A 20,470-nucleotide genomic window follows, 5' to 3' on the forward strand; every position below is an offset into this window, starting at 1 on the left:
TGTTTTTAAGGAGGAGCTTATGTCGTTAACCCTACGCGAAGCCAGTAAGGACACATTACAGGCGGAAAATAAAACCTGGCGCTACTATAGCTTATCGCTGGCTGCCAGAACGCTTGGGGACATTTCGCGGTTACCCAAGTCGTTGAAAGTCTTACTGGAAAACCTCTTGCGCTGGCAGGATGGCGACTCGGTTACCGAGGAGGATATCCAGGCTCTGGCAGGGTGGCTGAAGAATGCACATGCAGACAGAGAAATTGCCTATCGCCCGGCCAGGGTGCTTATGCAGGATTTCACCGGCGTACCAGCGGTTGTGGATTTGGCTGCCATGCGTGAAGCCGTTAAGCGTCTCGGGGGCGATACTGCTAAGGTTAACCCCCTGTCCCCGGTAGACCTCGTCATTGACCACTCCGTCACCGTCGATCACTTTGGTGACGACGATGCTTTCGGCGAAAACGTCCGTCTGGAGATGGAACGTAACCATGAACGCTACGTATTTCTGAAATGGGGTCAGCAGGCGTTCAGCCGCTTCAGCGTTGTTCCACCGGGCACCGGCATTTGTCACCAGGTCAACCTGGAATATCTCGGCAAAGCCGTCTGGAGTGAATTGCAGGATAAAGAGTGGGTGGCTTACCCGGATACGCTGGTGGGCACCGATTCACACACAACCATGATTAACGGCCTTGGCGTTCTGGGTTGGGGCGTCGGTGGTATTGAAGCGGAAGCGGCCATGCTCGGCCAGCCGGTATCAATGCTCATTCCCGATGTGGTGGGCTTTAAGCTGACCGGTAAATTGTCCGAAGGCATCACCGCCACGGATCTGGTTCTGACGGTCACCCAGATGCTGCGTAAGCATGGTGTGGTGGGTAAATTCGTTGAATTTTATGGCGATGGTCTGGATTCCTTGCCGCTGGCGGACCGGGCCACCATCGCCAACATGGCGCCGGAATATGGCGCGACCTGCGGCTTTTTCCCGATTGATAGCGTTACGCTGGAGTATATGCGCCTCAGTGGTCGCAGCGAGGAGCAGGTGGCTCTCGTTGAGGCCTACACCAAAGCGCAGGGCATGTGGCGTAACCCGGGTGACGAGCCGGTATTTACCAGTACGCTGGAACTGGATATGGGCACCGTTGAGGCAAGCCTCGCAGGGCCAAAACGTCCGCAGGACCGCGTCGCCCTGAGCAACGTTCCCAAAGCCTTTGCCGCCAGCAATGAGCTGGAGGTTAACGCCGCGCAAAAAGATCACCGTCCGGTGGACTATGTTCTGAACGGGCATCAGTATCAGCTTCCTGACGGCGCCGTGGTGATCGCCGCTATCACTTCCTGTACCAACACGTCCAACCCGAGTGTGTTAATGGCTGCCGGGCTGCTGGCAAAAAAAGCGGTAGAACTGGGGCTCAAGCCACAGCCATGGGTTAAAGCCTCTCTGGCGCCTGGTTCGAAAGTGGTTTCCGATTATCTGGCGCAGGCCAGACTCACGCCTTACCTCGACGAGCTGGGCTTCAACCTGGTGGGCTACGGCTGTACGACCTGTATCGGTAACTCTGGTCCACTGCCTGAGCCTATTGAAGTGGCGATCAGGCAGGGTGATTTGACCGTTGGCGCGGTACTTTCTGGTAACCGAAACTTTGAAGGGCGTATTCATCCGCTGGTGAAAACCAACTGGCTGGCCTCGCCGCCGCTGGTTGTAGCCTATGCGCTGGCCGGAAACATGAACATTAACCTGGCGACCGATCCGATTGGTCACGATCGCAAAAATGAACCGGTCTATCTGAAAGACATCTGGCCATCATCGCGTGAAATTGCGCGCGCGGTAGAGAAAGTTTCCACCGAGATGTTCCGCAAAGAGTATGCGGAAGTGTTCGAAGGCACAGCGGAATGGAAAGCGATCGACGTGGTGGGTTCCGATACCTATGACTGGCAGGATGATTCCACCTATATTCGCCTGTCGCCATTCTTCGACGAAATGCTGGCGGAGCCTGCACCGCTGAAAGATATTCACGGCGCGCGGATCCTGGCGATGCTGGGCGATTCCGTCACCACCGACCATATCTCTCCGGCGGGGAGCATCAAGGCGGACAGTCCGGCAGGTCGGTATCTGCAAAGCCGTGGCGTGGAACGTCGCGATTTCAACTCCTACGGTTCGCGCCGTGGTAACCACGAAGTGATGATGCGCGGGACCTTTGCCAACATCCGCATTCGCAATGAAATGGTTCCGGGCGTGGAAGGGGGCATGACGCGCCACCTGCCGGATACAGAGGTCATTTCAATTTATGACGCAGCCATGAAGTATCAGCAGGAGGGGACGCCGCTGGCCGTTATTGCCGGTAAAGAGTACGGCTCCGGTTCCAGTCGCGACTGGGCGGCAAAAGGTCCGCGTCTGCTCGGGGTTCGCGTGGTGATTGCCGAATCCTTTGAACGTATCCACCGCTCAAACCTGATCGGCATGGGGATCTTGCCGCTGGAGTTCCCGCAGGGCGTGACGCGTAAAACGCTGGGTCTGACCGGGGAAGAGCAGATTGATATCAGCGGTCTGCAAAATCTGCAACCGGGTAAAACCGTTCCGGTGAAATTAACGCGCGCAGATGGTACGACAGAAGTGCTGGATTGCCGGTGTCGTATTGATACGGCAACAGAGCTGACCTATTACCAGAACGACGGCATTTTACATTATGTAATTCGTAAGATGCTGGACTGATAAAAACGCCCGGCACATGTGCCGGGCGTTTTGCGTTTACTCGCTCAGCAGATGCCCCATTTTGGCGGCTTTAGTATCGAGGTAGTGCGCGTTTTTCGGGTTGCGGCCGACAATCAGCGGCACGCGTTCCACGATATTGATGCCCGCTTCAGTGAGTATTTCCACTTTTTTCGGGTTATTGGTCAACAGACGCACTTCGTCCACACCCAGCAGCTTGAACATATCTGCGCACAGGGTGAAATCGCGCTCGTCAGCAGCAAAGCCGAGCTGATGGTTCGCTTCGACGGTATCGTAGCCCTGATCCTGCAACGCGTAGGCGCGGATTTTATTCAGCAGGCCAATATTGCGTCCTTCCTGACGGTGATACAGCAGAACGCCACGTCCTTCCTCTGCGATATGAGAAAGGGCGGCTTCAAGCTGGAAACCGCAGTCGCACCGCAGGCTGAACAGCGCGTCACCGGTCAGACACTCTGAATGAACGCGGGACAGCACCGGCGTTTGCCCCGAAATGTCGCCGAATACCAGGGCGACGTGATCTTGCCCGGTTGCCAGTTCTTCAAAACCCACCATCAGGAAATCGCCCCATGGGGTTGGCAGTTTGGCTTCTGCCACACGTTTAAGCTGCATGTGATTCTCCAGACCAGGCTGACACGTTTCGTGCCTTTGCCCCATTATGCTTTCTGTATTGGACTATTTTGCCACAAGCCCGGCAACTTCACCTAATCACCACCACGCTTTACAAACGTTAAACGCACAATCCGACATATCCACCAGAATGAAGAAATTCAGTTATGATTGTGGTGCTTAGTGAAAAAGGAGAGGACATGCTTTCGATTGCCAGACGAACGGCCGCAGGTGCCGCCGTATTGCTCGTTATACCCCTGGTCGTTTGGTTCTCCGGCTGGATGTGGCAGCCCGGACAAAACGAGACGTGGCTGAAAGCCCTATACTGGATAACCGAGACGGTCACCCAGCCGTGGGGGATTATTACACACGTGCTGCTCTGTGGCTGGTTCCTGTGGTGCCTGCGCTTTCGCCTTCGTGCGGCGCTGGTACTGTTTGCCATTCTCGGCGGGGCCATACTCATCGGGCAGGGGGTGAAGTCGTGGGTGAAAGATCGCGTGCAGGAACCCCGTCCTTTCGTCGTCTGGCTGGAAAAAACGCACCATGTTCCGGTGGATGAGTTCTACAATTTAAAGCGTAAAGATCGCGGTGCGCTGGTAAAGGAGCAACTTGCGGAACAGCAGGATATCCCGACCTTTTTACGCAAACACTGGCAAAAAGAGACCGGCTTTGCGTTTCCTTCCGGGCATACGATGTTTGCTGCCAGCTGGGCGCTACTTGGCGTAGGACTGCTGTGGCCGCGTCGGCGTACCCTCACGATTGCGATTTTGCTGGTCTGGGCGACAGGCGTAATGGGCAGCCGGATGCTGCTGGGGATGCACTGGCCGCGTGATTTGGTGGTGGCAACGCTGATCTCGTGGGTACTGGTGACGCTGGCGACCTGGCTTGCACAACGTTTTTGTGGACCCCTGACGCCGCCGCCGGAAGAGAAGGAAGAAATAGCCGAAAGGGAGTCTGGCGGAACCTGAAGGTTGATATTCCGCATTTTGACCATAAATCCATGTAGGGCGCATTACTTTTTCCATTTCGCGCCCGCCACTAAAATGGTAGCTTATAAGGCTGATTGCAGTGAGTTGAACACGCTTTATACGCTCGAACCACATAACGGGAAGTCATGTGAAATATTTACTCATTTTCTTACTGGTGTTGGCGATTTTTGTCATTTCAGTCACATTGGGCGCGCAAAACGATCAACAGGTAAGTTTCAACTATCTGCTGGCGCAGGGCGAGTACCGGGTGTCGAGCCTGCTGGCTGTGTTATTCGCGGCGGGGTTTGTCATCGGCTGGCTTGTATGCGGCCTGTTCTGGCTTAAGGTTCGTGTTTCTCTTGTTCGCGCTGAACGTAAAATTAAACGACTTGAACATCAACTTACGCCTGCGTCTGACATTCCGGCGAGCTCTGGTGTGCCGGTAGTCAAGGAATAATCGAATATGCTGGAGTTGTTGTTTCTGCTTTTGCCTGTCGCCGCAGCCTATGGCTGGTATATGGGCCGCAGAAGCGCGCAACAAACAAAACAGGATGAAGCAAACCGACTCTCCCGTGACTACGTAGCGGGGGTGAACTTCCTGCTGAGCAATCAGCAGGATAAAGCGGTGGATCTGTTCCTCGATATGCTTAAAGAGGATACCGGCACCGTTGAGGCGCATCTCACCCTGGGAAACCTGTTCCGCTCGCGCGGAGAGGTTGACCGTGCCATTCGTATCCACCAGACCTTGATGGAAAGCGCTTCGTTGACCTATGAGCAACGGTTGCTGGCCGTGCAGCAGCTTGGGCGGGATTACATGGCCGCGGGGCTTTACGATCGCGCCGAGGATATGTTCTCTCAGCTGGTGGATGAGACGGACTTCCGTATCGGTGCGCTTCAGCAGCTTCTGCAAATCTATCAGGCCACCAGCGACTGGCAAAAAGCGATTGATACCGCTGAACGGCTGGTCAAACTCGGCAAAGACAAACAGCGCGTCGAAATTGCCCACTTCTATTGCGAGCTGGCTCTCCAGCAGATGGGTAGCGATGACATGGATAAAGCCATGGCACTGTTAAAGAAAGGCGCAGCGGCCGATCGCAACAGCGCGCGCATCTCGATCATGATGGGGCGGGTCTTTATGGCTAACGGTGATTACGCCAAAGCCGTGGAGAGCCTGCTTCGCGTTATCGATCAGGACAAAGAGCTGGTCAGCGAAACGTTGGAAATGCTGCAAACCTGCTATCAGCAGCTCGGTAAGCAGGACGAGTGGGTTGCGTTTCTGCGTCGCTGTGTTGAAGAGAATACAGGTGCCACAGCCGAGCTGATGCTGTCAGATGTCGTCGAAGAGCATGAAGGAAGCGATACCGCCCAGGTATACATTACCCGTCAGTTGCAGCGTCATCCTACCATGCGTGTCTTCCATAAGCTGATGGATTACCACCTTAATGACGCAGAAGAAGGGCGCGCTAAAGAGAGCCTGATGGTGCTGCGAGACATGGTGGGTGAACAGGTGCGCAGCAAACCGCGCTATCGCTGCCAGAAATGCGGCTTCACCGCCTATTCGCTCTACTGGCATTGCCCTTCCTGCCGGGCGTGGTCCACCATTAAGCCAATCCGAGGTCTAGACGGACAGTAATTTTTTAAAACGCTGCACTTTAGTTACAACATACTAATGGTTACAGTAATTCCATCAGCACCGTGCGGTCTGGGGTTCAGCAGGAAAAGCATTCGATTCTGTTCATTTACCCCGAGGGCAGGTAGAATGCACGCCGTTTATCTGTTCCGCGCCGCTGCGCGCCCATAGACGAAAAGGGCTGGTCATGACGTCTGTTACATCCTCCACTTCCCGCGTAGTTACCGATTCTCCCGTAGTTGTTGCTCTGGATTACAATAACCGTGACGCCGCACTGGCCTTTGTTGATGGCATTGATCCCCGCGATTGCCGTCTGAAAGTAGGCAAAGAGATGTTTACGCTGTTCGGCCCACAAATCGTCCGCGATCTGCATCAACGTGGTTTCGACGTTTTCCTCGACCTGAAATTCCACGACATTCCAAATACCACTGCGCACGCCGTTGCTGCGGCAGCTGAACTCGGCGTGTGGATGGTTAACGTACATGCATCGGGCGGGGCACGCATGATGACGGCTGCGCGCGAAGCGCTGGTGCCGTTTGGTAATGACGCTCCGCTTCTGATCGCCGTCACCGTGCTGACCAGTATGGATGAATCCGACCTGCGCGACCTGGGTGTGACGTTGTCACCTGCCGAACATGCAGAGCGTCTGGCGCGCCTCACGCAACAGTGTGGTCTCGATGGCGTGGTCTGTTCGGCTCAGGAGGCGGTTCGCTTCAAATCTGAGTTAGGCCGCGATTTTAAACTGGTGACGCCAGGTATTCGTCCAGCAGGCAGCGAGTCAGGGGATCAGCGACGTATCATGACGCCAGAGCAGGCGCTGAGCGCGGGTGTAGACTATATGGTGATTGGTCGCCCGGTGACGCAATCCGCTCATCCGGCAGAGACCCTGAAAGCGATTAATGCATCACTGAAAAAGGGGGCATAATGCGTGACGCCAACAGTCGTCTGGTCTATTCAACGGATACCGGGCGCATTGAAGAGCCAAAAGAGAAAGCTGAACGTCCAAAAGGCGATGGTATCGTGCGAATTCAGCGCCAGACCAGCGGCAGAAAAGGGAAAGGCGTTTGCCTTGTCACCGGCATTGACCTGGATGATGCAGACCTGGTAAAGCTCGCCGCTGAGCTTAAAAAGAAGTGCGGATGCGGTGGGGCAGTAAAAGACGGCATTATTGAGATTCAGGGCGATAAACGAGATTTAATTAAAACGCTGCTGGAAGCCAAAGGAATGAAAGTCAAACTGGCGGGCGGCTAAAATAAATGAGCCACGGACATTGCCGTGGCTCTTTTTTTTACGTGCGTAAGTCAGACCTGAAAATACTTAATATATTATTATGCCGGTGAGAGCCGTTATGGTGATTATTTGCCCACCTGGTGACCGATAATACCACCTACGGCAGCACCACCTAATGTACCCAGCGTACTACCATCCGTTAATACTGCACCACCAAGCGCACCAGCACCGGCACCAATCGCGGTGTTACGGTCACGTTTAGACCAGTTAGAGCAAGCGCTCAGGGACATTGCTACAGTGATTGCCAGAACAGCGGCGGCTAATTTTTTGCTGGTAAAGGTCATAATACTTTCTCCTGAATTATCGATTCACGGAAAGGAATGCACTTTAAGTATAGACAATATCCATACTTAAATTCTGTTCCCGTGAAAGCTGGTCGCGCAGGCGTTTCATCATCACGCAGGTGATAGTCACTTCCTGTTATATCGCTAATACTAATTTTACGTGTTTAGAACGGTTTCAACAGGTAAAAACTCTTAAAGGAAGGGTCGGAATACTCTCAGAGAAAGGTTTAAGTGCGCCCATTATTCGGGCGCAGCAGGATAATCAGGCCGTTTTTTTTACAATATCGACAGTCAGACCGTCTTGTTCTAATTGCTGGCGATATTCATCACTCAAACGCTCATCCGTGATCACACGGCTGATGCGCGAGGCCGGCCCCATCGTATAAGGGTGTACGGCGCCAAACTTAGAGCTGTCGGTCAGCACAATCGCTTCACACTCTTTGGCGAGTACGGCGTTAACCACGTCTAAACGCATCATGTCGCGGCCGGTAAAGCCGGTGTCGGGCTGCCAGCCATCAATACCTATGAATGCCTTACTGAAGTGAACCTGCTGAACATATTGGCGCGTTAATGGCCCCACCATGCTTTCGCTTTTCTTCTGGTAAATGCCGCCCAGCAGAATCACCTCGCAGCGAGTTTCCTTCAACAGATGGGCAATATAGCTGCTTACGGTGATGATGGTAACGTCTTTTTGATCGGCAAGCGTGCGCGCCAGAAGGGCGTTACTGCTACCATTTTCAATAAAGACGGTCTCACCGTTATTCACCAGGGATGCAGCAAACTCCGCCAGCTCCCGCTTGAGCGCATAATTGTTCATCATGCGGGTTTCAACGTCGTCGCTGTCCAGTGGAACGGCATATCCGTGCGCACGCCGCAGGTAGCTCTGTTTTTCCAGAAGATTCAGATCCTGACGAATGGTGACTTCAGAAACGCCGGTGGCTTTAGCGAGATCGACCACGCTTACGCGCCCCTGATCGATCACCATCTGCAAAATGATTTGTTGTCGGGAGTTCATAGCATCCATTTAAAAGGCAAGGTCGGAAACGACGTGGTTACACTTCCCACGGGGCTTTAGGTTGAGTGGATTCTGGAGCGTTATCAGCGCCGTTCTCAGCCAGCAGTTCAGACTTGAGGATCTCAAGATTACGGATAGCAGAGTGATAATCGCCTGCGACAAGAATATCCAGCACAGTATCAATACGCTGCGCCACGGCTGTTGCATCAATGTTAGACATAAGCTCACCCTGAAGCGAAAAGTTAATATTATCAATGATGCAGAAAATTGATTCAAAAGAGAAGGTAAAAAATGCAATAACCAAAGTCCATAAATGAAAGTGATAAATTTAACCCCCGTCTGCTGCGGGTTGTAGGGGTGGATTAGTCTAAAACTGCGCGCAACGCGCTTTTTTATAAGAGGAATTCGACTATGACAGTTATCAACCAGACAACCTGCACATTGTTTACTGATGCTGAACGATTCACTCAACTGGCGGCTTATTATGAGGCCGAACGGCGTACGGTGTGGATGATGTTACGCGCCACGCCACGGCCTTGCTTCAACCATGCGCTGATCGAGGAGATCATGAATCTCTCCTGGCTGGTTCGACAGTCCGGATTTGTCGTTGATTTTTGGGTCACCGGATCGCTGGTCCCCGACATCTACAATACCGGCGGTGATTTACAGTTCTTCGTTGAGTGCATCAAAAACAACCGACGCGAAGCGTTACGCGCCTATGCCCGGGCCTGTGTGGACTGCGTTCATGCCGCCTCGCGAGGGTTTGATACCGGCGCTGTCACGCTGGCTATGGTGGAAGGAAGCGCTTTAGGGGGCGGGTTTGAAGCCGCGCTGGCGCATCATTTCATTCTGGCCCAGCGCGATGCCCGATTAGGCTTTCCGGAAATCGCGTTCAATCTGTTCCCGGGCATGGGCGGCTATTCACTGGTGGCGCGTCGTGCCGGCATGAAAATGGCGGAGGCGCTGATCTACAAAGGTGAGACGCATACGGCGGAATGGTATGAGCAGCATGGTCTTGTGGATCTCTTATTTGAGCCGTTACAGAGCTATGTTTCGGTGCGGACGTTTATCGACACGCTACAGCCGAAGCTGAACGGCGTAAGGGCCATGCTGCGTGCACGTACGCGCGTGCTGCCACTTCCGCGAAGCGAGTTGATGGACATTACTGAGGATTGGGTTGATGCCGCCTTCTGCCTTGAACCGAAGGATATCGCCTACATGGAGCGGCTGGTTATGCTGCAAAATCGCCATCAGGCGACGGGCTTACGCAAAGCCAGCTAACGGACATTCCTGGCCTGATAACGTTTTAGCCATCGCTCGAATGCGGCAGCGGGCATGGGCTTAGCAAAAAGATAACCCTGCCGTTCGTTGACGCCATTCTTCGTCAGAAAGGCGTCTTCTTTTGCACTTTCCACCCCTTCAGCAATGACCTGCAAATTTAACGCTTGCGCCACGGCGACTATCGCACGCACCAGCGACTGTGAAATGGACTGCTTATGGATATCCCGCACGAAAGACTGGTCAAGCTTAATGGCATCGATAGGGAAGCGCGCCAGTTGCGACAGGGAAGAGTACCCCGTACCAAAGTCATCCAGATGAATTTGCGCTCCCAGGCGGCTAAATTGCTGGATCACTGACAGGGCCAGTTCTTCATTTTCAATGAGACAGCTTTCGGTTAATTCCACGTCAATCGGGCAGTATTCAAAATTCAGGTCTTTCAGCGCCTGCTTCAGGTCACTGAAGATGGTCTGGTCCGCCAGCTGACGGGCGGAGACGTTGACCGCGACGCGCATGTTGATCCCCTTGTCGCGCCATTTTGCTACCTGGCGCACCACATCAAGCATAACCCAGCGGCCCAGAGGCACAATCAGCCCTGATTCCTCTGCATAGGAGATAAACTCCATCGGCGGGATCAGGCCACGCTCTGGCGACTGCCAGCGCACCAGCGCCTCCAGACTTCTGACTTCGCCGCGCCAGGTCATTTTGGGCTGGTAGTGGATTAACAGCTGATCGTTATCCAGCGCTTTACGCAGGTTAGTATCCAGCCACAGGTATTCAAATACGCGCTGGTTCATCTCTGGCGAGAAGACGCAGAATTTGCCCCGGCCATTTTCTTTGGCGGTGTACATGGCGGTGTCGGCATTGCGAATGACGCTTTCGCGATCGTTACCGTGCTGGGGCGCAAGCGCAATGCCCAGCGAGCAGCCGGTGTAAACCTCAATCAGTCCGATGCGGAAAGGTTGACGCAGTCGGGTCAGTATTCGCGACGCCATCGCTTCCAGCGCGCCCTGCGAGGTATCGGTGGCCATCACGATAAACTCATCCCCACCCAGGCGCGCCAGGGTTTGTCCTTCGTCCAGGCAGCTCAGGATCGCCAGCGCAACGGCCTGTAGCAGCTGGTCGCCAAACATATGCCCATAGGCATCGTTCACTTTTTTAAAATTATCCAGATCGAGATAAACTACGCCAACCTGCGTGTCACCCCGAGCGGTGATGGCATCAGAGATCAGCTCATGGATGGCATTTCGGTTAGGCAAACCGGTAATCGTATCCGTATTGGCGAGAACGCGCAGGCGCTCCTGGGCCCGACGCTCCTCGGTTATGTCGGTACCTGAACAGATGAGGAAAATTTCATTTTTTCCGCTGCCGCTGTGAACAAATTTATTTCTGAAGAGAAACAGGCGCTGCCCCTTGCGGGTCTTGATCCAGCGTTCAACTTCGTAGGAGCTGCCGTTACGAAAAAAACCGGTGATGTTGCGTTTGGAGGCCGCGGCTTCGCTGCGGCTCATAAACAGTTTGAACACGTTTTGCCCGATAACTTCCTGTTCCTTCAGGCCCGTATATTCTTCACTTAAACGGTTGAAGCGCTGAATATTCCCGTTCTGGTCGAGGATCACAATCACGGAGTTAGCCTCGGAAACTACCTGTTCGGCGAAGGAGAGCCCCTGCGCCAGGTCGCGCGCAACGGAAGGGGTATCGTTCCAGGCTGATGCCGTTCCTGCCCACTCATTTTTGTTAATTTTACGGCCGACAAGATGAACGGGAACGTCCACACCGTACAAAGGCAGGGTCATGGCAATGCTGGAGGTGATTACGGTGAGCTGGCGGATCAGCGCGGCCTGTTCATCATCCAGCGCAACCACCTGAATGATGTCAGCGCTTTCACTGGCAGCAAGATGCAGAGCATTGCTGTCTGCTGTCAGTCGCCACCAGGGGCTATGCGTACCCATGTAACGAAACAGCAAATTCTGCTCCAGATCGTCCATCACGTTTTCTCCCGCGGCTGCTGAGTAGCGCACAAATTATTCATTTGCAGTCGACAATGACGGCTCTCTTTTACTGTAGATAATTCTGGAGAAATGTGGCGTTGGGAAACAGAAAAGTGTGAGAAAAAACGATGATTTTGCGGGAGATAATTCAGGAGAGAACTCCCGGCCACCCCTTAACGGAACGGCCGGAAGTTTACGCGGTTATCAGGCGACAGGGCGCGCGATAATACTGCGGGTTTCCATGCGCACTTCAGCGATGGTGACATCAATCACGTCAGTGACCTTGTAAACCGTTTCGCCTTTAATTTGCACGGTCCCGTTTTCCTGGCTACAAACCAGTTCGTCGCGGACGGCATGCAGGAACGGGGCAGGAATAAAGGCAACGGCGCCATTATCCACCAGGCGAACGCGCATACCGCCGCGGCTGATGTCAATGATTTCAGCCGGGAAACGGGTATCAGTCCCTGCCTTATCATTCAGGAAGCGCGCGTACAACCAGTCGCCGACATCACGCTCCGCCATACGGTTAAGACGGCGACGTTCTGCCATCTGCAATGTCGTATCATCCTGTGGGCGGGCAACAGATTCCCCTTTGATGATCGCTTTCAGCAGACGATGGTTAACCATGTCGCCGTACTTACGGATCGGGGAGGTCCAGGTCGCGTAAGCCTCAAGGCCAAGGCCGAAGTGTGGGCCAGGCTCGGTGCTGATTTCCGCAAAGGACTGGAAGCGGCGAATACGGCTGTCGAGGAACCCTGACGGCTGTGCGTCCAGCTCGCGGCGCAGTTTGCAGAAACCTTGCAGGGTCAGCACTTCCTCAGGATCGACGTGTACGTCATGGGTTTTCAGCAGGGCAGCCAGCGCTTCGGTGTTCGCCGGATCAAACCCGGTGTGCACGTTGTAAATGCCAAAGCCTAATTTGTCGCGCAGCACGCGTGCAGCACAAATGTTGGCGGAAATCATCGCTTCTTCAACGATGCGGTTGGCAATACGGCGCGGCTCAGCGACGATATTCAGCACTTCACCTTTTTCACCCAGCACAAAACGGTAGTCCGGACGATCTTTGAAGACCAGCGCGTGAGTTTGACGCCATTCGCTGCGGCTCAGGCAGACGCGGTGCAACAGACGAATTTGTGCGGCAATGTTGTCCGACTCGGGTTTCCAGTTGCCCGTGTTCTCCAGCCAGTCGGACACGTCGTCATAGGCCAGCTTGGCTTTGGATTCGATGGTGGCGGCGAAGAATTCAATATCTTCTTCAATGGTACCGTCAGCCGCAATGGTCATCCGACAGGCCAGCACCGGACGCACTTCATGCGCACGCAGCGAGCAAAGATCGTCGGAGAGTTCACGCGGCAGCATCGGAATGTTAAAGCCCGGCAGGTAGTTGGTGAACGAACGCACTTTGGCCATCTCGTCCAGCTTGCTGCCTTCGACAATCCATGCGGTAGGGTCGGCAATGGCGACGGTCAGATGCAGTTTGCCATCGGCTGTCTCTTCGGCATACAGCGCATCGTCCATATCCTCGGTGCTGGCGCTGTCAATGGTGACAAAGTCCAGCGCCGTCAGATCGCGACGTTCCAGACCTTCGTCCTGCATTTCAGTCGCCACGCCATCAGGCGCTTCTTTTTCGAGATTGTGGCGCGCCAGCGTTACCCACCATGGGACGAAATGGTCGTCGCCGAAGGTAATGTATTGGGTAAGCTCGGCGTAGAAACCGCGATCGCCTTTTAAAGGATGACGGCGCATCTCAGCAACCGCCCAGTCACCCTCAACAAAATCATGCTCAACGCCACGCGCGGCGCGGCACGGAATAGCATCTTTCAGGAGAGGATGGTCCGGCACGACAGAAAGACGATCGTCTTTTTTATGCACTTTCCCGACAAAGCGGGTCAGGAAAGGTTCGATCAGTGCTTCCGGCTCGGCAGACTCTCGTTCCTTTTCGGTATGAATAACGGCCGAAATGCGGTCGCCATGCATCACTTTCTTCATCTGAGGAGGCGGAATGAAGTAGCTCTTCTGCCCGTCAACTTCAAGAAAGCCAAAGCCCTTTTCCGTGGCTTTTACGACCCCTTCTGCACGCGGCGTCTGGGAATGCAGTTGCTGTTTAAGCTGCGCTAGCAGCGGGTTGTCCTGAAACATAATGTTCTATTTTCGTAGCCATTGAGCGGCTGACAGTTTTACGCGAATCTCACTGCTACAGCAAGCGCTCTTTAGGTAAAGAGTATGGTTATTCCTCTTTGCCGAGCGCCACGCGCAGACGGTCCAGCCAGCCAAAAAATGCATCTCGGGTTAGCAGGTTGATGGCCTTCTCTGGCGAGAGACCTGACCCGGTCAGGGGCGTTAACTGGGCGGCGCTAAAGCGATCCGGAGAGGCGACGAGCAGCGCACGAGCGGCTGAGATCATCGAAGACGCGGGGCCTTCACTTAGCGGATGGTTAAGCAGAATTTCGCCCGTCAGATTAAGCAGCATCGGCTCATGACACAGCACAGGGGTGAGCGCTTCAAGCGCCGGTTCCGCCTGCCAGCGTGAGAGCGCCTCAAGCTGAAGCGCACTGGCATATTTTAGCTCTACCGCAGGTAGCGTGGCGGTCCATCTGCTGAAGCTAACCGGCAGCGTATGGGGCTGAATGTGGTGCCCGGGCAACCAGCGTACCGGATGGCCAAGCAATGCCTGAAATACCGCGACCACTCGCGCCTGAAAACCGACAAAGCCGATGATCTGGTTGATAAGCACAATGTCATACGTTGTGAGTCCAACCTCATCAAGCTGGTTTTGGGCTTTGTCATCGATCACATCGGGTGAGCTTGCTAACTGGCGGGCATACTGGGTAATTTCTGCAAGGCGTCGATTGCTTTCCCGGGAGGAGTCCGGCCCCGGAAGAGGGGCGAGCAGGGCAGCGTAGTGGTTACAGAGCCGCTGAACACCACACGCCTGGGCAACCGTTAATGCCGTGCTCAGCCTGTCGTAGGCGCTGAGCGTATGCAGACGGCTCACGGGAGTATCAAGCGGGAACAAAAGATGACACAGGGTTCGGGCAGGCGCAAGCCAACCAGCACAGCTTGCGAGAATGTCATCGGGCAGGGCTAAATCGAGCAAAAAACGGTCGTCGACGTTAGCGGCTTCGGGCACCAGCGGCAGAACGTCCGTCTGCGAATGATTCGACTGGGTTTCATGATACCAGTGGCCTTTGCCGGAAAAACGGCGTTGTTCCATGGGCGTTCCTTGATCTCAAAATGGCGATCAATATCCTGGCGTAAGGCGGATGAGGGGAAAAATATTGTTAGGTGATAACAAATAGCAGAACGGAATAACGAGGAGCGGGGCGGTGAGAAACTCTCTTCCCTGGCGGGAAGAGAGTGACAAGCTTATTTGATTTCCAGCTCGTTCATTGCAGCGATGTTGAAGCCGCCGTCAACGTGAACCACTTCGCCGGAGATACCTGCGGAAAGGTCAGAGCACAGGAATGCCGCAGAGTTACCCACATCTTCGATGGTAACGGTACGACGAATCGGGGTAACCGCTTCGCAGTGTGCCAGCATTTTACGGAAATCTTTGATACCGGAAGCGGCCAGGGTACGGATTGGACCCGCAGAAATAGCGTTAACACGCACGCCTTCAGGACCCATTGCGTTCGCCATGTAGCGCACGTTGGCTTCCAGAGACGCTTTCGCCAGACCCATAACGTTGTAGTTAGGGATAGCACGTTCTGCGCCGAGGTAGGACAGGGTCAGCAGGGCTGCGCCCGGGTTCAGCATCGCGCGGCAGGATTTTGCCATTGCAACGAAGCTGTAGGAGCTGATGTCGTGGGCGATTTTGAAGCCATCACGGGTAACCGCGTTCACATAGTCGCCGTCCAGCTGGTCGCCAGGAGCGAAGCCGATGGAGTGAACAAAACCGTCGAATTTCGGCCATGCTTTTGCCAGTTCAGCAAACATGCCATCAATGCTTTCGTCTTGTGCAACGTCACATTCCAGAACAATGCTGGAACCCAGCTGCGCGGCAAATTCTTCAACACGGCCTTTCAGCTTGTCGTTCTGGTAGGTGAACGCCAGCTCAGCGCCTTCGCGATGCATTGCCTGTGCGATGCCGTATGCGATGGACAGTTTGCTGGCAACGCCAGTCACCAGAATGCGCTTACCGGAAAGAAAACCCATAGCTTTAATCCTTATATTCATTGCTTATTTTGCCTTGTAATTCATAGCGTTACAGGCAGTATTTCAAAATCATTCGAAATTAGCTCGAAATTATAGCCCACTCACAGCCCCATGTGTCACGATATTTCTCGCTCCTGCGCCGTGAATGGGCTCACGGAAGAGGTTGAACTGACTCTTCATCAGGCCGTTTCGTGTGTATCCCAGCAGTATATCACCGCACGCGGGGTTCGCCTCATCCAACCAGCGGGCACCGTGACGCCGCCCTCATGCTGATGTGTCCAGCGCCTTTTGCGCAAAATGATCCGTTTAGCCCTTTAAACGCTTTAAAATTGCGCGAGGGTCGATAACGGCTATGCCATTTTGAGTCTTTATCTGTGTGCGGTAAGAAGGAAGATGAAAAATATAACGTTGGCCGAAAAACTGATCATGCTGTCAGGTGCGGCGCTTTTTGCGCTTATGATCGCGGTGAACTCCTTTTGCGTGAATGATAATCCTGGTTTCAGGGTGCCTATGACCACCTATTTGATCGTCATGATTGCGCTGTTCTTTCTGGATACCATTATCTTTATTTTTATCCAGATGCTGTATGCCTCCGACCGATCGCGTTTTTCCTTATTCATTCTGAGCCTGGCATTTCTTAGTGGGCTGGTTTATTTCATTGAGACGATCATTGTCATTCAGCTTCCGGAGCATGCTGGTTTTACCCAGGCGGCAAAAACCAACGATACGGCGGTATTCTATTTTTTTCGGCAGCTGAGCTTTATCGTATTACTGGCGCTGGCGGTCCGTGTGGAAAAAATCACGATACGATCCACGCTCAGATTCCGAAATAAGATCAGCATGACGTTAGCATTAATGATGACACTGGTTATGTTTCCGATGCTGGCCCATTATCTAAGCAGCTACCATCCGGCCTGGACATTAACGATTGCAGCATACGAAGATGAACATCATTATCCTGTCTGGGATATCAGGTACGTAAACGTTCTGATCCTGCTCTGGTCGGCTTTACTTTGTTATATGATCTCTGTGACACGCCTGGCGTCCGGGATCTGGAACAGTATTATTGTGGTTTGCCTTTCCGCCATCGTTTACAATTTTTTCCTCTTACTGCTTGATACCTACAATCTGTCGCTCTGGTATATCAGCCGGGCAGTAGAGGTCCTCAGCAAATTATTTGTGATTTGTACCTTAATATTCCATGTCTTTAACCTGTTGAAAATTTTCGGCGATCGGGTTGATCGCGATCCGCTTACTCAGATCTACAACCGTAAATATTTTTATGAGGCACTTCCGCGGGTCCGCTCGCTCAGGACAGAAAAGGGGACCAGCATTATGATGCTGGACATCGACAACTTTAAGTCGATTAACGATAACTGGGGGCATCTTGTGGGGGATCGCGTGATTCTGGCGGTCGTGGATATTATCAAAGACAGCATTCGCGATAACGACATCTTTGCCCGACTGGGAGGCGAGGAATTTGGTCTGCTGCTGCCGGATACCGACGGTAAGCAGGCTATGGCCGTCGCGGAGCGTATTCGCCAGAACGTTCAACAGCGCACCGGGCCGGGCTATCATTATGCTCTCCCTGTAAAGGTCACATTAAGTATCGGCGTGTGCTCAGCCATTCAGAATAACGTCAACGGCAATGATATTATGCGTGACGTGGACGAGGCGTTGTATGAGGCTAAGCACAACGGTAAAAACAGAATTGTTACCAGACAGGCTGAATGAAGCTGAGGTTACAGGATGGGGATGAAAACATCAAAATCGACACACTCATCGCTGTACGCATTAATTTTCATCAGGTAAATACCGTCACGCAACGTCAGGCGTTGATTTACCATCGCCTTAACGAAGGCAATCTTGTTAAACGCGCTGTAGATTTCCCAGCTACCGCTAAAGGGCATTCTTGCGTATCTCCCACGCACAATGCAGGATTTTTTATTTGTCACCGTGTCGCTTTGTAACGCGTACGATATTAATACCTCGACCAGATACGATCGGCTTTTGCCTAACTCGGGGCGGCGGGGCATCAGAATAATTTTATCGATATCATGGCGGTTTTCTGTCAGGAGCTTTTTGATTTTTTTAGTAATATCATGCACTGAGGTATCAAAAAGATGATCGTGTTCGATAATTTCATGCGTAAAGATAAACGTTTCATCCAGATAGCAGACCTCGAGCTCAGGCGTTTCATGTTCGCTTAATAAAAAAGAGGGCTGTAAGATGTCAAAATTCCACCCTCTGGCACATCTGTACTCAGAGGGTGTCAGCCCCATCATTTTTTTAAAGGCTCTGGAAAATCCCTGACTGCTCTGGTAATGGAATAAATACGCAATATCCGTCACCGGAATCGATGTCATTCTCAGCATAATGGCGGCACGGCTTAACCTCCGTCGGAGAATATATTCACCTAAAGAGAGCCGATACTTCTCTTTAAACCATGTTTCGATGGTTCTTCTGCTGTATCCAATATCTGCAACCAAATCACCAATGTGTAAAATAGTAAAGTTATTTTCTTCTACCCAGGAGAGAATATACTTGCTGATGCTGTCTTTCATTTGTGCGTCAGTGATAGCTTAACGGTAAATCAGTTTGCTGCCAGATGTTAATTCGCGGGCGTAGGGATCCTGGCGATAACCTTAATTTCGAAATCAAAACCCGCAAGCCAGTTAACGCCTATTGCTGTCCAGTTTGGGTAAGGGGGGTGCGGAAACGCCAGTTTTTTCGCCTCCATGATGGCGGGGAACTGGTTTTCAGGATCGGTATGAAATGTCGTGACATCAATCAGATCGTCAAAAGTACACCCTGCGGCTGCCAGAGTCGCCCGTAAATTATCGAACGCCAGCTGCACCTGAGCGGGGAAGTCGGGTTCAGGTGTGCCATCGCTGCGGCTGCCAACCTGACCGGAAACAAATAACAGATCGCCAGAGCGGATTGCTGCTGAATAGCCATGCTCTTCATAGAGGGCATGTCGATTAGCCGGTAAGACGGGGTCACGTGGATGCATGGCTTTTCCTTTTCTGTCAGAGGTATTGTTGTGCTTACGCAGTAGAAGTAACATACGCGATGTATGTCAAAAATGTAATCCACATACGCCGCGTATGTCAAATTATAATTACCGCTTAATGAAGGAAGTCCCATGGCTACAAAACGTCGTGCTGAAACGGCCCAGGAAAATCGCGAGAAAATGATTCAGGCGGCGCGGAAGGCATTTGCTGAAAAAGGCTATGCCGCAGCGTCAATGGATGAACTCACGGCAAGCGTGGGGTTAACACGCGGCGCGCTATATCATAATTTCAACGACAAGAAGGGATTACTGGCGGCGGTGGTCGCGCAGATAGACAGCGAAATGGCAGCAAACGCGAAAGCGATTGCCGCCGCCGCCGATGATGACTGGGAGCGACTGCTGGCGGAGGGCATCGCCTATATCAAAATGGCGCTCGTTCCGGAAGTTCAGCGTATCGTCCTTCTTGACGGCCCGGCTGTTCTGGGTGACCCGGCGCAATGGCCCAGCCAGAACAACTGCCTTGAGTCGACCCGTCAGACCATCGAAAAAATGATGGAGTGCAACGTAATCAAAAAGATGGATGCCAGAGTCGCAGCCCATCTGCTGAACGGCGCTGCGCTGAATGCGGCTCTGCTGATTGCTGCGAGTGATGAACCGCAGAAGACCCTTCCGCATGCCATAGAGGTGTTTACTCTGCTGGCAAGCGGGTTACGCAACGGCTAACGATCTTTACGCCACGCGTCCGCCGTCAATGCTTCACCAAAGTGTCCGGCAATCAGGCGTTTTGTCAGGTCATGGAGCGGGGAGGCCAGTACGTCAGCGGTACTGCCGCGCTCGACCACTTCTCCCTGGTGCATCACCAGCACCTGGTCGCTGATGTGTTTCATCATGCCCAGGTGCTGAGTCACGTAAATATACGAGATCCCCTGCTTTTCCTGTAACTCCAGCATCAGGTTAATGAGCTGCGAACGCATCGACATATCCAGCGACGCCAGCGCTTCGTCGGCGATAATAACTTTCGGGCGCAGGATCAGCGCGCGGGCCAGACCGAGACGCTGTTTTTGGCCCGGGGCCAGCATGTGCGGGTAATAGCTGACATGGTCGGGCAGGAGGCCTACCAGACGCAGGGTTTCGACAATCCGTTTGCGACGCGCTTCAGGCTCCAGGTCGGTATTCAACCGCAGCGGGAAATCCAGGATCTGGGAAATACGCTGGCGCGGGTTCAGGGACGTCGACGGATCCTGAAAAATCATCCGGATGCGCTGACTGCGAAAAGAATAGTCCCCAAATTCCAGAGGATGATCGTCAATCAGTATTTCACCGCCGCTTGGCTCGACCATGCCCGCGAGCATTTTTGCCAGGGTCGATTTGCCCGAGCCGTTTTCACCGATAATCGCCAGCGTCTGCTTTTCGCGCAGCGTAAAGCTCAGCGGTTTAACCGCCTCGACGGTCTGACGGTGAAACAGGCCGGTGCGATAGCGAAAGGTCTTACTCAGGTTACGTACTTCCAGTAAGGTTTCGACCATT

The 20,470-nt window shown here is 53.2% G+C and carries 20 protein-coding genes; 9 read left to right on the plus strand and 11 right to left on the minus strand.

The window, feature by feature from the left end; genetic code table 11:
* The first annotated feature begins 19 nt into the window (after positions 1 to 19).
* On the plus strand, positions 20 to 2,695 hold the full coding sequence (acnA, locus tag SK53_RS04310) for an aconitate hydratase AcnA (protein ID WP_045894816.1): 2,676 nt from the start codon (positions 20 to 22) through the stop codon (positions 2,693 to 2,695).
* Positions 2,696 to 2,731: 36 nt separating this feature from the next.
* On the opposite strand, the gene ribA is transcribed toward acnA, so the two are convergent.
* Positions 2,732 to 3,322, minus strand: coding sequence for a GTP cyclohydrolase II (ribA, locus tag SK53_RS04315; protein WP_003856813.1), 591 nt, complete (start codon positions 3,320 to 3,322; stop codon positions 2,732 to 2,734).
* A gap of 197 nt (positions 3,323 to 3,519) precedes the next feature.
* Here ribA and pgpB point away from each other — a divergent pair, with 197 nt between their 5' ends.
* The 5 genes from pgpB (at position 3,520) to yciH (ending at position 7,168) form a co-directional block, all read left to right on the plus strand.
* A complete protein-coding gene (gene pgpB, locus SK53_RS04320) occupies positions 3,520 to 4,287 on the plus strand; it encodes a phosphatidylglycerophosphatase B (RefSeq protein WP_003856815.1) in 768 nt (255 codons plus the stop codon).
* A gap of 148 nt (positions 4,288 to 4,435) precedes the next feature.
* A complete protein-coding gene (locus SK53_RS04325) occupies positions 4,436 to 4,744 on the plus strand; it encodes a LapA family protein (protein WP_003856817.1) in 309 nt (102 codons plus the stop codon).
* A 6-nt stretch (positions 4,745 to 4,750) separates the two neighbouring features.
* Positions 4,751 to 5,920 carry a lipopolysaccharide assembly protein LapB gene (gene lapB / locus SK53_RS04330; protein WP_003856819.1) on the plus strand — a complete coding sequence of 390 codons (1,170 nt, stop codon included), beginning with the start codon at positions 4,751 to 4,753 and terminating at the stop codon, positions 5,918 to 5,920.
* A 184-nt stretch (positions 5,921 to 6,104) separates the two neighbouring features.
* Positions 6,105 to 6,842 (plus strand): orotidine-5'-phosphate decarboxylase, encoded by a 738-nt coding sequence (gene pyrF, locus SK53_RS04335; protein WP_003856820.1) that lies wholly within the window; start codon positions 6,105 to 6,107, stop codon positions 6,840 to 6,842.
* On the plus strand, positions 6,842 to 7,168 hold the full coding sequence (gene yciH / locus SK53_RS04340) for a stress response translation initiation inhibitor YciH (RefSeq protein ID WP_003856822.1): 327 nt from the start codon (positions 6,842 to 6,844) through the stop codon (positions 7,166 to 7,168). The genes pyrF and yciH overlap by 1 nt, the downstream gene beginning before the upstream one ends.
* A 104-nt stretch (positions 7,169 to 7,272) precedes the next feature.
* On the opposite strand, the gene osmB is transcribed toward yciH, so the two are convergent.
* The 3 genes from osmB to SK53_RS04355 form a co-directional block, all read right to left on the minus strand.
* Positions 7,273 to 7,491: an osmotically-inducible lipoprotein OsmB gene (osmB, locus tag SK53_RS04345; RefSeq protein ID WP_003856823.1), complete on the minus strand. Its 219-nt coding sequence runs from the start codon at positions 7,489 to 7,491 to the stop codon at positions 7,273 to 7,275.
* A gap of 262 nt (positions 7,492 to 7,753) precedes the next feature.
* Positions 7,754 to 8,506 carry a DNA-binding transcriptional regulator YciT gene (locus SK53_RS04350; protein ID WP_048208582.1) on the minus strand — a complete coding sequence of 251 codons (753 nt, stop codon included), beginning with the start codon at positions 8,504 to 8,506 and terminating at the stop codon, positions 7,754 to 7,756.
* Positions 8,507 to 8,543: 37 nt separating this feature from the next.
* The gene (locus SK53_RS04355; RefSeq protein ID WP_003856825.1) at positions 8,544 to 8,726 is read right to left on the minus strand and encodes a YciZ family protein; all 183 of its coding nucleotides are present in this window, start codon (positions 8,724 to 8,726) and stop codon (positions 8,544 to 8,546) included.
* A gap of 191 nt (positions 8,727 to 8,917) precedes the next feature.
* Here SK53_RS04355 and SK53_RS04360 point away from each other — a divergent pair, with 191 nt between their 5' ends.
* A complete protein-coding gene (locus SK53_RS04360; protein ID WP_003856826.1) occupies positions 8,918 to 9,787 on the plus strand; it encodes a crotonase/enoyl-CoA hydratase family protein in 870 nt (289 codons plus the stop codon).
* Here the strand turns inward: SK53_RS04360 and pdeR are convergent.
* From pdeR to fabI, 4 genes are all read right to left on the minus strand, one after another.
* The gene (gene pdeR, locus SK53_RS04365) at positions 9,784 to 11,775 is read right to left on the minus strand and encodes a cyclic di-GMP phosphodiesterase (RefSeq protein WP_003856827.1); all 1,992 of its coding nucleotides are present in this window, start codon (positions 11,773 to 11,775) and stop codon (positions 9,784 to 9,786) included. The genes SK53_RS04360 and pdeR overlap by 4 nt on opposite strands.
* 204 nt (positions 11,776 to 11,979) lie before the next feature.
* Positions 11,980 to 13,914, minus strand: coding sequence for an exoribonuclease II (locus SK53_RS04370; RefSeq protein ID WP_022651348.1), 1,935 nt, complete (start codon positions 13,912 to 13,914; stop codon positions 11,980 to 11,982).
* Between the two features lie 88 nt (positions 13,915 to 14,002).
* Positions 14,003 to 14,989, minus strand: a complete 987-nt coding sequence (locus SK53_RS04375) for a CMD domain-containing protein (RefSeq protein WP_048208584.1) — start codon at positions 14,987 to 14,989, stop codon at positions 14,003 to 14,005.
* A gap of 152 nt (positions 14,990 to 15,141) precedes the next feature.
* Entirely contained in the window at positions 15,142 to 15,930 is a 789-nt protein-coding gene (fabI, locus tag SK53_RS04380; RefSeq protein ID WP_003856831.1) for an enoyl-ACP reductase FabI, read from the minus strand.
* Positions 15,931 to 16,323: 393 nt separating this feature from the next.
* On the opposite strand from fabI, the gene SK53_RS04385 reads away from it, so the two are divergent.
* A complete protein-coding gene (locus SK53_RS04385) occupies positions 16,324 to 17,664 on the plus strand; it encodes a sensor domain-containing diguanylate cyclase (RefSeq protein ID WP_032658628.1) in 1,341 nt (446 codons plus the stop codon).
* Positions 17,665 to 17,672: 8 nt separating this feature from the next.
* Here the strand turns inward: SK53_RS04385 and SK53_RS04390 are convergent, their stop codons facing one another.
* Both SK53_RS04390 and SK53_RS04395 read right to left on the minus strand, forming a co-directional pair.
* A complete protein-coding gene (locus SK53_RS04390; RefSeq protein ID WP_048208585.1) occupies positions 17,673 to 18,494 on the minus strand; it encodes a helix-turn-helix transcriptional regulator in 822 nt (273 codons plus the stop codon).
* Between the two features lie 47 nt (positions 18,495 to 18,541).
* Positions 18,542 to 18,943: a RidA family protein gene (locus SK53_RS04395; protein ID WP_048208586.1), complete on the minus strand. Its 402-nt coding sequence runs from the start codon at positions 18,941 to 18,943 to the stop codon at positions 18,542 to 18,544.
* Positions 18,944 to 19,075: 132 nt separating this feature from the next.
* Between SK53_RS04395 and SK53_RS04400 the strand changes: the two genes are divergently transcribed.
* Positions 19,076 to 19,666, plus strand: a complete 591-nt coding sequence (locus tag SK53_RS04400) for a TetR/AcrR family transcriptional regulator (protein ID WP_003856836.1) — start codon at positions 19,076 to 19,078, stop codon at positions 19,664 to 19,666.
* Here the strand turns inward: SK53_RS04400 and sapF are convergent.
* Complete coding sequence (sapF, locus tag SK53_RS04405) at positions 19,663 to 20,469, minus strand: putrescine export ABC transporter ATP-binding protein SapF (protein ID WP_003856838.1); 807 nt, start codon at positions 20,467 to 20,469, stop codon at positions 19,663 to 19,665. The genes SK53_RS04400 and sapF overlap by 4 nt on opposite strands.
* Position 20,470: the final 1 nt, after the last annotated feature.

Source organism: Enterobacter sp. MGH119 (genome assembly GCF_001037675.1).
Classification (GTDB): domain Bacteria; phylum Pseudomonadota; class Gammaproteobacteria; order Enterobacterales; family Enterobacteriaceae; genus Enterobacter; species Enterobacter hormaechei_C.

What these genes read in the sequence shown, in the direction of transcription:
- SK53_RS04400 (WP_003856836.1), top strand. Translation starts at nt 19,076, where the DNA reads ATGGCTACAAAACGTCGTGCTGAAACGGCCCAGGAAAATCGCGAGAAA.
- SK53_RS04350 (WP_048208582.1), bottom strand. Translation starts at nt 8,506, where the DNA reads ATGAACTCCCGACAACAAATCATTTTGCAGATGGTGATCGATCAGGGG.
- ribA (WP_003856813.1), bottom strand. Translation starts at nt 3,322, where the DNA reads ATGCAGCTTAAACGTGTGGCAGAAGCCAAACTGCCAACCCCATGGGGC.
- osmB (WP_003856823.1), bottom strand. Translation starts at nt 7,491, where the DNA reads ATGACCTTTACCAGCAAAAAATTAGCCGCCGCTGTTCTGGCAATCACT.
- sapF (WP_003856838.1), bottom strand. Translation starts at nt 20,469, where the DNA reads ATGGTCGAAACCTTACTGGAAGTACGTAACCTGAGTAAGACCTTTCGC.
- SK53_RS04355 (WP_003856825.1), bottom strand. Translation starts at nt 8,726, where the DNA reads ATGTCTAACATTGATGCAACAGCCGTGGCGCAGCGTATTGATACTGTG.
- SK53_RS04370 (WP_022651348.1), bottom strand. Translation starts at nt 13,914, where the DNA reads ATGTTTCAGGACAACCCGCTGCTAGCGCAGCTTAAACAGCAACTGCAT.
- SK53_RS04385 (WP_032658628.1), top strand. Translation starts at nt 16,324, where the DNA reads ATGAAAAATATAACGTTGGCCGAAAAACTGATCATGCTGTCAGGTGCG.
- SK53_RS04390 (WP_048208585.1), bottom strand. Translation starts at nt 18,494, where the DNA reads ATGAAAGACAGCATCAGCAAGTATATTCTCTCCTGGGTAGAAGAAAAT.
- SK53_RS04395 (WP_048208586.1), bottom strand. Translation starts at nt 18,943, where the DNA reads ATGCATCCACGTGACCCCGTCTTACCGGCTAATCGACATGCCCTCTAT.
- yciH (WP_003856822.1), top strand. Translation starts at nt 6,842, where the DNA reads ATGCGTGACGCCAACAGTCGTCTGGTCTATTCAACGGATACCGGGCGC.
- SK53_RS04375 (WP_048208584.1), bottom strand. Translation starts at nt 14,989, where the DNA reads ATGGAACAACGCCGTTTTTCCGGCAAAGGCCACTGGTATCATGAAACC.
- pgpB (WP_003856815.1), top strand. Translation starts at nt 3,520, where the DNA reads ATGCTTTCGATTGCCAGACGAACGGCCGCAGGTGCCGCCGTATTGCTC.
- lapB (WP_003856819.1), top strand. Translation starts at nt 4,751, where the DNA reads ATGCTGGAGTTGTTGTTTCTGCTTTTGCCTGTCGCCGCAGCCTATGGC.
- SK53_RS04360 (WP_003856826.1), top strand. Translation starts at nt 8,918, where the DNA reads ATGACAGTTATCAACCAGACAACCTGCACATTGTTTACTGATGCTGAA.
- acnA (WP_045894816.1), top strand. Translation starts at nt 20, where the DNA reads ATGTCGTTAACCCTACGCGAAGCCAGTAAGGACACATTACAGGCGGAA.
- pyrF (WP_003856820.1), top strand. Translation starts at nt 6,105, where the DNA reads ATGACGTCTGTTACATCCTCCACTTCCCGCGTAGTTACCGATTCTCCC.
- fabI (WP_003856831.1), bottom strand. Translation starts at nt 15,930, where the DNA reads ATGGGTTTTCTTTCCGGTAAGCGCATTCTGGTGACTGGCGTTGCCAGC.